Annotated in this window: 11 protein-coding genes; all 11 read left to right on the top strand. The window is 64.8% G+C overall.

Annotated features, from left to right (window positions below):
* The first annotated feature begins 32 nt into the window (after positions 1-32).
* Positions 33-1298 (top strand): hypothetical protein, encoded by a 1266-nt coding sequence (locus GDA49_11470; protein MBC6441001.1) that lies wholly within the window; start codon positions 33-35, stop codon positions 1296-1298.
* Entirely contained in the window at positions 1279-2532 is a 1254-nt protein-coding gene (locus GDA49_11465; protein MBC6441000.1) for a glycosyltransferase family 4 protein, read from the top strand. The genes GDA49_11470 and GDA49_11465 overlap by 20 nt, the downstream gene beginning before the upstream one ends.
* A 3-nt stretch (positions 2533-2535) precedes the next feature.
* Positions 2536-3651 carry a glycosyltransferase family 4 protein gene (locus GDA49_11460; GenBank protein ID MBC6440999.1) on the top strand — a complete coding sequence of 372 codons (1116 nt, stop codon included), beginning with the start codon at positions 2536-2538 and terminating at the stop codon, positions 3649-3651.
* Positions 3648-4241 carry a histidine phosphatase family protein gene (locus GDA49_11455; protein MBC6440998.1) on the top strand — a complete coding sequence of 198 codons (594 nt, stop codon included), beginning with the start codon at positions 3648-3650 and terminating at the stop codon, positions 4239-4241. The genes GDA49_11460 and GDA49_11455 overlap by 4 nt, the downstream gene beginning before the upstream one ends.
* Positions 4238-5377 carry a glycosyltransferase gene (locus tag GDA49_11450; protein MBC6440997.1) on the top strand — a complete coding sequence of 380 codons (1140 nt, stop codon included), beginning with the start codon at positions 4238-4240 and terminating at the stop codon, positions 5375-5377. The genes GDA49_11455 and GDA49_11450 overlap by 4 nt, the downstream gene beginning before the upstream one ends.
* Positions 5370-6140: a hypothetical protein gene (locus GDA49_11445; protein MBC6440996.1), complete on the top strand. Its 771-nt coding sequence runs from the start codon at positions 5370-5372 to the stop codon at positions 6138-6140. Before GDA49_11450 ends, GDA49_11445 begins: the two co-directional genes overlap by 8 nt.
* The gene (locus tag GDA49_11440; GenBank protein ID MBC6440995.1) at positions 6137-6682 is read left to right on the top strand and encodes a hypothetical protein; all 546 of its coding nucleotides are present in this window, start codon (positions 6137-6139) and stop codon (positions 6680-6682) included. Before GDA49_11445 ends, GDA49_11440 begins: the two co-directional genes overlap by 4 nt.
* The gene (locus tag GDA49_11435) at positions 6679-8559 is read left to right on the top strand and encodes an ABC transporter ATP-binding protein (protein ID MBC6440994.1); all 1881 of its coding nucleotides are present in this window, start codon (positions 6679-6681) and stop codon (positions 8557-8559) included. The genes GDA49_11440 and GDA49_11435 overlap by 4 nt, the downstream gene beginning before the upstream one ends.
* Positions 8556-10460, top strand: coding sequence for an ABC transporter substrate-binding protein (locus tag GDA49_11430; protein MBC6440993.1), 1905 nt, complete (start codon positions 8556-8558; stop codon positions 10458-10460). The genes GDA49_11435 and GDA49_11430 overlap by 4 nt, the downstream gene beginning before the upstream one ends.
* A gap of 170 nt (positions 10461-10630) precedes the next feature.
* Positions 10631-11629, top strand: a complete 999-nt coding sequence (locus GDA49_11425; protein MBC6440992.1) for an ABC transporter permease — start codon at positions 10631-10633, stop codon at positions 11627-11629.
* Positions 11629-12801, top strand: a complete 1173-nt coding sequence (locus GDA49_11420) for an ABC transporter permease (GenBank protein MBC6440991.1) — start codon at positions 11629-11631, stop codon at positions 12799-12801. Before GDA49_11425 ends, GDA49_11420 begins: the two co-directional genes overlap by 1 nt.
* Positions 12802-12976 lie beyond the last annotated feature (175 nt).

Here is a 12976-nt window from a genome sequence, read left to right as displayed (position 1 = left end):
GCTCGCTCAACTGAGGGACCATCGGAGCTCAAATGAATGCAGCGACGGCGCGTCCACGTGTCCTGATCTACAGTCACGACAGCTTCGGACTCGGCCACCTCAGACGGTGCCGGGCGATCGCTCATTCGATGGTCGGCGAGACCGACAACCTGACGGTCCTGATCCTGTCGGGATCCCCGATCATCGGTAGCTTCGATTTCCGTGCGCGCGTCGACTTCGTCCGCGTGCCGGGCGTCATCAAGCTCAGGAACGGCGAATACACCTCGCTCAATCTGATGCTCGACACCGAGCAGACGATGGCGATGCGCTCGTCGATCATCACGCACACCGCCAACATTTTCGATCCCGACATCTTCCTCGTCGACAAGGAACCGCTCGGCCTGCGCGGCGAGGTGCGCGAGACAATCGAAATGCTGAAACCGCGCGGCACCCGAATCATTCTCGGCCTGCGCGACGTGATGGACGACCCCACCGCGCTCAAGGCCGAATGGCGACGCAAGAAGGCGATTCCCGCCCTGCGCGACCTCTATGACGAGATCTGGGTCTATGGCCTGCCGCAGGTGCACGACCCGCTGGAAGAGATCAATGTGCCGCAGTCGGTGCGGCGCAAGATGATCTACACTGGGTATCTCGAACGGTCCGTGCCCCAGAGCCTGCCCGAGATAGGCCTGCCAGACGGCATCAAGGAGCCCTTTGTCCTGGTGACCACGGGCGGCGGTGGCGACGGCGACCTTCTGGTCGACTGGGTGCTGAAGGCCTATGAGAGCCCGCGCTCACCGGAGATCCCGGCCTTGGTGGTCTTCGGGCCGTTCATGCAGCCCGAGGTCAAGGCCGAGTTCCAGGAGCGCGTCGACCTGCTCGAGCGGGTCACCGCCATCACCTTCGACGCCCATCTGGAAACGCTGATGGAACGCGCTGCTGGTGTCGTCGCCATGGGCGGTTACAACACGTTTTGCGAGATCCTGTCGTTCGACAAACCGGCACTGATCGTGCCCCGCCAGGTGCCGCGTCGCGAGCAACTGATCCGCGCCAGCCGTGCCCAGGAGCTCGGGCTTGTCACAATGCTGACCGAGGACATGGCCGAGAACGCAGCGGCCATGGCGACGGCGATCCGCCAGCTCACCCAGCAGCGCCGTCCCAGCCAGGTGGTCGTGCCGGGCCTGCTCGACGGGCTCGAGAACGTCAACCGGCTGGTTGCCATGCATCTCGCCGAGGGTCGGACCGCGTTCAAGCTGCCGCACGGAACCCGTCAGGAGCGCCTGACGGTGGCGCGCAACGATGACCGCCGGACCGGCTGACCATGCCATGATCGGCACGGATCGTGTCGCCTTTGTCCTGAAGGGTTATCCCCGTCTGTCGGAGACCTTCATCGCCCAGGAGATCCGGGCGCTTGAAGCGCGCGGTCTGGCGATCGAGATCGTGTCCCTGCGCCATCCGACCGACACGGCAACCCATCCGGTGCACGACGAGATCGTCGCGCCGGTGACCTATCTGCCCGAATACATCCACCAGGAGCCCGCCCGGGTCATAAGCGCATGGCGCACCGCGCGGCGACTGCCGGGCTATCCGGCAGCCAGGCGGCAATGGCTAGCGGACCTCCGGCGCGACATGACACGCAACAGGCTCCGGCGGTTCGGTCAGGCCTGTGTTCTGGCAGCTGAGGTCGCGCCCCGCGTTCGGCATCTTCATGCCCATTTTCTTCATACCCCGGCATCGGTGGCCCGGTATGCCGCGATGATGACGGGGCTTGCCTGGACCGGGTCGGCCCACGCCAAGGACATCTACACCTCGCCCGACTGGGAGCTCAGGGAGAAGCTGGCCGATTGCGGCTGGCTTGTGACCTGCACCGCTGCCAATTGCGAGCACCTGGGGCACCTTGCGCCTGAAGGCCGGGTCGACCTCGTCTATCACGGTCTCGATCTTGCCCGCTGGCCCGCCGCCCCGGAACGGAACCGCACAGCCGACGGCAGCGACGCGGACGATCCCGTGCGTCTGGTCTCGGTCGGGCGGCTGGTCGAGAAAAAGGGTTACGACGACCTACTGGCGGCCCTGGCGCGCCTGTCGCCCGGACTCCACTGGCGGCTCAATCACATTGGGGGCGGACCGCTCGGCACAGCACTCAAGGCACAGGGTGAACAAAGCGGTATCGCCGACCGAATCACTTGGCACGGCGCCAAACCCCAGAGCGATGTGCTCGCGGCCTATCGCGCCGCGGATGCCTTCGTCCTCGCCTCGCGGATCGCTGGCGACGGTAATCGCGACGGCCTGCCCAACGTGCTGATGGAGGCGCAGAGCCAGAATCTCGCGATCGTTGCCACGCGTGTCTCGGCGGTGCCCGAGCTGATCGTGGACGGCGACACCGGACTGCTCGTCGAACCCGGCGATCCTGCCACGCTCGCGTCAGCACTCGAGAAGGTCATCGCCGACCCGGCCCTGCGCCATACCCTCGGCACGGCGGGCAGCGACCGGGTGCGTTCGACGTTCTCCATGGAAACGGGCATAGAAGATCTGGCAATACGCTTCGGTCTCTGACCCGTGTCGACCATTGCATTCTACGCGCCCATGAAAGCGCCGACCCACCGGGTGCCATCGGGCGACCGCACCGTCGCACGCCTGCTGGTGAAGACGCTGGAAAGCCTCGGCCACACGGTGACGCTGGCGTCGAGTCTGCGCGTCTGGGACGGCGGCGACAGCGAACGACAGAAGCTGCTCGCCGCGCGCGGCAGGGCCGAAGCCGCGGCCCTGATCGACGGCTGGCAGGCGGCGCCGCCCGACCTCTGGTTCACCTATCATCTCTATCACAAGGCGCCCGACCATCTGGGGCCCCGTGTCGCCGAGGCCTTCGGCCTGCCCTATGTCGTGGCCGAGCCGTCGGTTGCGCCCAAGCAGCGTCACGGGCCATGGGCAGCCGGTTATGCACAGTCGCTCGCCTGCCTCGCACGGGCCGATGCGCTGCTTCCGATCACCGGCGATGACGCGGCGGGACTCCGAGCGGCGGGAATTCCGGACACGCGTATCGTGACCTTGGCGCCCTTTGTCGATCTCGCGCCATATCGCCGCCCCCGGCCGAAGGCGCGCGAGACCCTAGCGAAGACCCACGGTCTGGCGCACGGACGTCTCCTTGCCGTGGCCGTGGGCATGATGCGGCCGGGCGACAAGCTCGCGTCCTACCGCGTTCTCGCAGAGGCGTTCCGGTCGCTCGACCGCTACGATATCGATCTACTGGTCGTGGGAGACGGCCCCTGCCGTGCGGAGATCGAGGCCATGTTCGACGGGCGCGCCCTCTTCGCGGGCAGGATCGCGCCACGCTCGCTGCCGGGCGTGCTGGCGGCATGCGATCTCTTTGTCTGGCCGGCGATCAACGAGGCCTACGGCATGGCGTTGCTCGCGGCGCAGGCGGCGGGCCTGCCGGTGGTCGCGGGGCGTGCGCGCGGCGTGCCCGAGATCGTTGACGACGAGCGTACGGGATTCCTCACCCCGGAGGATGATGCTGATGCGTTTGCCGCAGCCGTAGCACGGCTGGCCGACGAGCCCAGGCGGCGTGCAGCGATGGGTGTGGCAGCGGCCGACAACGTCTTGCGGCGACACAGCGTTGAGGCCGCAGCGGCGACGCTCGACCGCGCCATCGCAACCGCACGGGCCGCCCGATGACACATCTCGGCATGATCCGCCATGCGCCGACCGACTGGAACGAAGACGGGCGCATTCAGGGCCGTACCGATACCCCACTCTCGGCGGCGGGAACGGCGCTCGCGGCCGGCTGGAGTCTGCCGGAGACGCTCAGGGGCTGGCTGGCGCTCACCAGTCCGCTCGCGCGTACCCGTGACACGGCGGCCATGCTGGGCCTGGCGAACGCCACGGCCGACGAGCGCCTGATCGAAATGGACTGGGGCCTTTGGGCCGGACGAACGCTCGAGGAGCTGCGCGATGAACTCGGCGATGCCATGGCCGAGAACGAAGCGCGCGGACTCGACTTCCGACCCGTAGGCGGCGAGAGCCCGCGCGATGTTCAGGCCCGTCTCGGCGATCTGTTCCGCGAACGGGCCGGCGGCGAAAACACCATCGCCGTCAGCCATCGTGGCGTGATGCGTGCCGCCCTCGGGATGGCGACCGGCTGGGACTTCCTCTCGCGCCCGCCGCTGAAGCTCACGCGCTCCAGCATTCTGGTGCTGGCGCTTGATGACGACGGCGGTTGCCGGCTCGATCCCTGCGGTCCCCTGTCGCTGGACGCCGAACAATGAACGGTCCCGTGCTCTTTTGGGTCCAGCATCTTCTGGGCAGCGGCCATCTGCGCCGGATCGCGTCGATCGCCAGAGCCTTGGCCGCCCGCGAGGTCGAGGCCGTGGTCGCTTCGGGCGGCCTGCCGATCGCCCATCTCGACATCGGTGATGCCCACCTCGTGCAGCTGCCGCCGGTCCGCACGGCCGACGTGACGTTCTCCAGGCTGGTCGATGGAGACGGGTGCCCCGTGGACGAGACGCTGCTGGCAAGCCGACGGGCGATCCTGACAGACCTGGTCGCCGAGACCCACCCTTCGGTCGTGGTGACCGAGACCTTTCCCTTCGGCCGCCGCGTCCTGCACCACGAGGCAATGACTCTGCTCGATGCCGCTGCGACCCTCAGCCCTGCGCCCCGTATCGTCGCGTCGGTGCGCGACATCCTGCAGCGAACATCGTGCCCCGAGAAAGCCATGACCATGCGCGACATCGCGCTCGCACGTTACGATCACGTCCTGGTGCATGGCGATCCCGGCCTGGTGCGATTCGGCGACTCCTTCCCCTGCGCTGACGATCTCGGAGAACGGGTCATCCATACGGGCTATATCGCCGATACGCCCCGCACCATCGCGCAAGCGGGCGACGGGGCTGACGAGGTGATCGTCTCAGCCGGCGGTGGCGCGGTCGGAGAACGCCTGCTCGAAACCGCGATTGCAGCGCAAAGGCATGCCACGGTCACGGGCCATCTTGTATGGCGCATCCTGACCGGCGACCGGTCAACCGCAGCAGCGGTGCGCGGTGCAGGCGGCGGCATGGTTGTCGAACCGAACCGCGCCGACTTCCCCGACCTCTTGGCGCGTTGCCGCGTGTCGGTCTCCCAAGGCGGCTACAACACGGCGACCGATCTTTTCCGTGCCCGTGCCCGTGCAGTGGTCGTGCCCTTTGCCGAGGGCGGCGAGACCGAACAGTCCGATCGAGCCGCACGGCTTGCCGGGCGCGGCATGATCGTGATGTTGTCAGAGGCTGCGCTGTCGCCCGCCACTTTGGCCAAAGCGATCGATCGGGCCGCCGCCCTGCCGCGGCTTGATCCCGACACGATCGATCTGGATGGTGCCGAGCGCAGCGCGGACTTGCTGTGTTCCTGGAGCCGCAATGGCTGAATGGACCGAACTGAGCGACGAGCTGGATCGCTGGTCCGATGCGGGCCGTACCGCCACATTCTGGTGGCGCGACGATGACGCCGGACCCGACGACGGAAAGCTGCCGGTTCTGCTCGACCAGCGCCGCGGCCTCGGCGTGCCGTTGGCGTTGGCCGTGGTGCCCCATTGGTTGGAGGACGCTGCCTGCGCCGCACTCGACGATGACGGCTGCCATGCCTTGCAGCATGGCGCGCACCATACCAACCGCGCGTCCGCCGACCGCCGCAAGACCGAGCTGGCGCTGGAGGGTCTCGAAGCGGGCCTGACCGGCGTGCTGGCCGACGGACTATGCGTGCTCGAGACGCGCCTTGCCAAGCGCATGCTCCCGGTGATGGTCCCTCCCTGGAACAGGGCCGATGACGTCGTGATACGGCTCTTGGCCGATCTCGGCTTCGAGGGTCTCTCCATGCTCGGGCCACGCGATGACGCCGTGCTCCATGACCTCACCGTCGCCAACGTCCATGTCGACATCATCGATTGGAAGCAGGGAGGCCGGTTCGCCAGCCACGAGCGCTGCCTTGCGGCGACGCTGGGCCACCTTCGGGCCCGTCGGGCGGGAACCGTCGATTCCGAGGAACCGACCGGGCTGATGACCCATCATCGGGTTCAGGACGTCGATTGCTGGCGCTTTGTTGACAGTTTTGTCAGTTTGGTGCGCGATCATCCGGCGGCGCGCTGGCTCGACGCGTCACAGATTTTCTTTCGTTCTGGACCCACTTCGTGATCGACACCAGCACGCATGGATACAAACCCAAGGCCCTAGTGGGCGACTACGTCCGCGCAGGCGCCGGGGCGGTGATCTGCTTTCTGCCGTTACTGTTGATTGAGGTCGTGCCGGTGATGGTTTACATCCTCGGGACTGTCGGGGCGATCTTCACGGCGTTCGGTTTGCGCACGTTGCTGCGGCACATGACGACGATCGAGTTGTCGGCCATGGGAATCCGCGCGACCGGGCCTGTTGCACGTGCGATTCGCTGGAAAGACCTCTCCGGAATGAAACTTGCGTACTATACAACGCGCCGGCGGCGGCGTGATGACACCGGTTTGGACATGAACAGAGCGAAGGACTGGATGGAGCTGAAGCTGAAAAGCTCGACGCAATCCATCGCGCTCGACTCGTCGATCGACGGGTTCGAGGCCATCGTCGATGTCGCCTACCTGGCCGCGCAGGATCGCAATCTGAAACTCAACGACGTCACACGCGCCAATCTCGACGCATTGGGCTTCGTGACCGACACAGGCCAGCTGCCGGACGATCACTTGTGACCCCACTTGTCGACATCAAGGACCTCAGAATCCAGTTTCTGATCGGCGACGGCACGGTCGAAGCCGTGAAGGGTGTCAGCTTCACCATTCCCGCGGCCCGCACGATCGCTTTGGTCGGCGAATCGGGCTCCGGCAAGACCGTTATATCGCAGTCGATCATGCGCATCCTGCCCCAAGCCGCCGAGATCACCGGAGGGCAGATCCTGCTCCACGATCCCGCCAATCCAGGCACCGAGCCAATGAACATCGGCAGCCTGCACGCCGACGGAAAGAAGATGCGTCAGATTCGTGGCGGCCGCATCTCGATCATCTTCCAGGAACCGATGACCTCGCTGTCGCCACTGCACACGGTCGGCGACCAGGTCAGCGAGGCGCTCTTCCTGCACCGCAACTGCTCCAAGCAGGAAGGCAAGGAACTGACCGTCGACATGTTGCGATTGGTCGGCTTCCCCAATCCCGAGCGTGCCTACGCGAGCTACCCCTTTGAACTCTCGGGCGGTCTGCGCCAGCGCGCCATGATTTCGATGGCGCTGGTCTGCCGCCCCAGCCTCCTGATCGCCGACGAGCCGACCACCGCGCTCGACGTGACGATTCAGGCCCAGATCCTCAAGCTGATCGCCGACCTCCAGTCCGAGCTCGGCATGGCGATCCTGATGATCACCCACGATCTCGGCGTCGTCGCCAATGTCGCGAAGGACGTGGTCGTCATGTACCACGGCCGAATCATGGAGCAGGGCAGCTTGGAGGATATCTTCGGTAACCCGCAGCATCCCTATCTCAAAGGCCTTCTGGCCGCGGTGCCGCGCTTCGACATGAAACCCGGGGAGCGTCTGATCCCCCTGCGCGAGATCAAGCAGGACCGGAGTTCGCTGAAGCGCCCCGAGCGCGAGCCCTGGCCCGAGGGTGGCGACAATCGCCTGCTCTCGGCCCAGCACCTGACCAAGACCTTTACCACGCGCAAGAAGGGTATGTTCGAGCGCGGCACAGTGAGCAACCTGGCGGTCGACAACGTCAGCTTCGACGTCCTGCGCGGCGAGTGCCTCGGCCTGGTCGGCGAATCAGGCTGCGGCAAGACGACGACCAGCAAGATGATCATGAAGGCGCTCACACCCGATTCGGGGCTCGTAACCTTCAATGACCGGGGCAAGACCGTCGACATCGCCACGCTTCGGGGTGGCGAGCTCTTCGACTACCGCCGCAAGGTGCAGTTCATCTTCCAGGACCCGTTCGGATCGCTGAATCCACGCATGACAGTGTTCGATATCATTTCCGAGCCGCTTGTGATCCATAAGGTGGGATCGGCGAAAGAGCGCGAGCAACGGGTGATGGAACTGATGCGGCTGGTCGGGTTGGACGTGCGCCATCTGCGCCGCTACCCGCACAGCTTCTCCGGTGGACAGCGCCAGAGGATCGGCATCGCGCGTGCGCTGGCGCTCGAACCCGAGCTGCTGATCTGCGACGAGCCCGTCTCTGCGCTCGACGTGTCGATCCAGGCCCAGATCCTCAACCTCCTGAAGGATCTCCAGAAGGAGTTGGGGCTGACCTACCTCTTCATCTCCCACAACCTCGCCGTGGTCGACTACATGGCCGACCGCATCGCCGTGATGTGCGCCGGCCGGCTGGTCGAGCAGGCAAGCCGCGAGGAGATCTTCAAGAATCCGGTCCACCCCTACACGCAGGCGTTGCTGGCCGCCGTGCCGGAGCCCAATCCGGACCGCAAGCTCGACCTCACCCGCCTCATGGAAGGGCGCGCCTCGGTTCCGGCGCAGTGGCCCGAACCCTTCACCGTACGCCAAGGCGAGACTATCGACATGATCGACATCGGCGGGGGTCACTTCGTCCGCGCCAGCAAAATGCCGGAAAGACTAGCCGCATGATCCGCTTTCTCGCCCTGACGCTCTGCGCCCATGTGTTCGCATCCCTCACGCTTTCGCCGGCAGCAGCGGACGAGGTCCCGTACTGGGAAGAGATGGTCGCGTCGGGCGAGCTGCCGCCCATGGCCGAGCGCCTGCCGAGCGAACCGCTCGTGGTCGACGATGGACGCGAGATCGGCACCTACGGCGGCGACTGGACCATGCTGATCACGCGCAGCAAGGACACCCGGCTCCTGGTCGTGTTCGGCTACGCTCGGCTGGTCGGCTACAACACCGCGCTCGAGATCGTGCCCGACATCCTCGAGTCCTATGAGGTCAAGGAAGGCCGTATCTTCACCTTCCACTTGCGCGAGGGCCACAGGTGGTCCGACGGCCATCCCTTAACCGCCGAGGACTTCCGCTACTGGTGGGAGGACGTCGCCAACAACGAGGAGCTCGCACCGTCGGGCCCGCCCTCGATCCTGCTGGTCGACGGCCAAGCGCCCGCGTTCGAGGTGATCGACGAAACGACCATTCGTTATACCTGGGACAAGCCGAACCCCGACTTCCTGCCCGCGCTGGCCTCGGCCTCGCCGATCTTCCTATACAGGCCCGCGCATTTCATGAAGCAGTACCATGCCGACTACGGCGACACCGATCAGATCGCGCAATGGGTCGAAGAAGCCGAGAAGACGAGCTGGGCGTCGCTGCACAACGCCGAAGACGATATGTACAAGTTCGATAGCGACAGCCTGCCGACCCTCCAGCCTTGGACCATCACCAATGAGGCCCCGGCACAACGTTTTGTCGGCGAGCGTAACCCATACTACTATAAGGTCGATGCCGCCGGGCAGCAGTTGCCCTACATGGACCAAGTGCTGATGAACGTGGTCGACAGCAAGCTCGTGCCGCTCAAGACTTGGTCGGGCGAATCGGACCTGCAGGCCCGCGCCCTGTCGTTCAGCGACTTCACCTTCCTCAAGGAAGGCGAGACCCACAGCGACTACACGGTCAACCTGTGGCAGACCGCTCGGGGCAGCCAGCTCGCGCTTTACCCCAACCTGTGCGTCAACAACCCCGTGTGGAACAAGGTGGTGCGCGACGTGCGCTTCCGTCGCGCACTGTCGCAGGCCATCGACCGCACCGAGCTCAATCAGGTGATCTACTACGGCCTGGGCATCGAAGGGCAGAACACGGTGCTGCCGGCCTCACCTCTTTTCGATCCGCACTACCGTGAGGTCTACGCCAGCTTCGACATCGACGAGGCTAACCGCCTTCTTGATGACATGGGTCTGACCGAACGCAACAGCAAGGGCATTCGCCTGCTGCCCGACGGGCGGCCGATGGAGATCATCGTCGAGACCGCCGGCGAGAACACCGAGGAAACCGACATTCTGGAGCTGGTTCACGATCACTGGCTGCAGGTCGGTGTGAAGATGTTTTCCAAGCCGCTGCAGCGCGAGGTTCTGCGCAACCGAATCTTTGCCTGCGAAACGCTGATATCGATCTGGTTCGGCAACGAAAACGGCATCCCCAGCGCCGCCATGAGCCCGTCGGAGTTCGCCCCGACTTCCCAGCAGCTCTTCATGTGGCCGACCTGGGGTCAGTACTACGAGACCGGCGGCGAGGCCGGCCGCCCGATCGACATGGACGGACCCCAGCGCCTGATGGAGCTCTACCTCGCCTGGCGTGCCGCCACCTCGGGCGAGGAGCGCGAGGCGATCTGGAAGGAAATCCTTACGATCTATTCCGACGGCGTCTATTCCATCGGTCTTGTGGCCGGCACGCTGCAGCCGATCGTGACCTCGAACCGGCTCCACAACGTGCCCACAGAAGGCCTCTACAACTGGGATCCCGGCGCTCAGCTCGGCATGTACCAGCCCGACACCTTCTTCTTCACCAACGGTGACGACGGCCGCCCGTGATCCGCTATGCACTCAATAGGCTCCTGCGGACGGTTCCGATCCTTATCGGGATCAGCGTGACCTGCCTTGACCTGATTTCGCCTCCGAGCACCTCCCACCATTCCGTGACAACGGAAGTCTTTGTGTTTGGGACGGCTCAAATCGACGATGGATGGGTAAGGTAGCGGGTCATGATCCAGTACGTCGCCTATCGCCTCGTGATCATGGTGCCGACGCTGATCGGCATCAGCCTGATCACGTTCATCATCATCCAGCTGCCGCCGGGCGACTTCCTCTCGACGCTGATCGCAGAGTGCGAGGCATCGGGCCAGAAGGGCTGCGCCGAGCAGATTGATCTCTATCGTCAGGAGTTCGGCCTCGATAAGCCGATCTGGCATCAGTACCTGATCTGGGTCACCGACCTCATGCAGGGCAAGATGGGGATCAGCTTCGAATACGAGAAACCGGTCTCAGAGGTGATCGGGCCAAGCCTGTGGCTCACCATCATCGTCTCGGGCGCCACGATCATCTTCACTTGGGTCGTCTCCTTCCCGATCGGCGTCTATTCCGCGACTCACCAGTACTCATGGGGCGACCACGGGCTGACCTTGATCGGTTTCCTCGGGCTTGCCACGCCGAACTTCCTGCTGGCGCTAGTCCTGCTGTTCCTCGCCAACGTCTGGTTCGGCACCTCGATCGGCGGCCTGATGGACCCCGAATACATCGACGCGCCCTGGAGCTGGGGCAAGTTCGTCTCGATCCTCGAGCACCTCTGGATTCCAGTCGTCGTGATTGGCACCTCGGGCACAGCGGGCCTGATCCGCCGCCTGCGGGCCAACCTGCTTGACGAGCTGCAGAAGCAGTACGTCGTCACCGCCCGCGCCAAGGGCCTGCCGCCCGGGCGCGCGTTGGTGAAGTATCCGCTGCGCATGGCGCTCAACCCGTTCATCGCCGACATCGGCAATCTGCTTCCCCAAGTCATCTCGGGCGCCGTCATCGTCTCGGTCGTGCTCTCACTGCCGACTACGGGCCCGATCCTGCTGCGTGCGCTCCAGACCCAGGACATGTATCTCGCCGGGTCCTTCCTGATGGCGCTGGCGCTCTTGACCGTGATCGGCGTGCTTGTCTCCGACATGCTGCTCGCCGTGCTCGACCCGCGCATTCGCCTCGGCCAGGAGGCCTCGCACTGATGGTCGACAGCACACGCGACAGCGGTCACATCGAACACCACGTCGACACGGAGCCCTGGGACCCCCATTCCGTCGAACAGCTGACGCCGGAACAGGAGAAGTTCTACCTCGCCAACCAGTGGACGCTGATGTGGTGGAAGTTCCGCCGCCACAAGCTCGCGGTGTGGTCGGGCATCCTGCTGCTGCTGACATTCGGCTCCATCCTGATCTCCGAGATCCTGGCACCCTACAATCTGCACACCCGCGACGTGCAGCACATCTATGCGCCGCAGCAGCAGATCCATCTGTTCCACGAAGGCTCGTTCGTCGGGCCGTTCGTCTACGGCTTCAAGTCCGAGCTCGACATGTCGACGCTCCGGCGCGTCTATGTCGAGGACACCTCGAAGGTGCAGCCGATCCGCTTCCTCTGCCTTGGCGACGCTTACGAGTTCTGGAGCATGATCAAGGGCCGCTTCCACATCTTCTGCCCGGCCGAGGACGGCACGCTCTATCTCTTCGGCACCGACCGGCTGGGTCGCGACATGTTCTCGCGTATCCTCTATGGTGCGCGCGTCTCTCTCACTGTCGGCCTGATCGGCATCACCATCAGCTTCCTTTTGGGCATCATTCTGGGCGGCCTCTCGGGCTACTACGGCGGCTGGATCGACAACGCCGTGCAGCGCCTGATCGAGATCATCCGCAGCTTCCCCGAACTGCCACTCTGGATGGCGCTTTCAGCGGCCCTGCCGGTGACCTGGAGCCCGATCCTGGTCTACTTCGGCATCACCATCATCCTGGGCCTGTTCGACTGGACCGGCCTCGCCCGCGCGGTGAGATCGAAGCTTCTGGCCCTGCGCGAGGAGGACTTCGCGACCGCCGCCGTACTCATGGGCGCGAAACCCAAACGCGTCATCTTCCGCCACCTGCTGCCCAGCTTCACGAGCCACCTGATCGCGTCCGCCACGCTCTCCATCCCCGCGATGATCCTGGGCGAGACCGCGCTCTCCTTCCTGGGCCTTGGCCTGCGTCCGCCGATCACAAGCTGGGGTGTCCTGCTCAACGAAGCCCAGAACATCAACGTTGTCGCGCTCTACCCCTGGCTCATGCTGCCGGTCGCCCCCGTCATCGTCGTCGTCCTGGCCTTCAACTTCCTCGGCGACGGCCTGCGGGACGCAGCGGACCCATACAAGTAGCCACCCTGTTCCGATTTCCTCCGTGTGCCATCCCGGATTCTGAACTGACTCGACCGCACCGCATTCGCTGTTCTTGACAACGGAATCTCCTAGTTTAAGGTGATGATATTCTGTGCTTCGGCAGGCTGCGACCTCTTCGTCGTGGATGGAGCTAAAGCTCTCGGCGAGGATAGGA

It is taken from the genome of Rhodospirillales bacterium (assembly GCA_014323865.1).
In the GTDB taxonomy this organism is placed as follows: Bacteria; Pseudomonadota; Alphaproteobacteria; order SP197; family SP197; genus SP197.
This window is presented reverse-complemented; position numbering and strand designations above follow the sequence as displayed.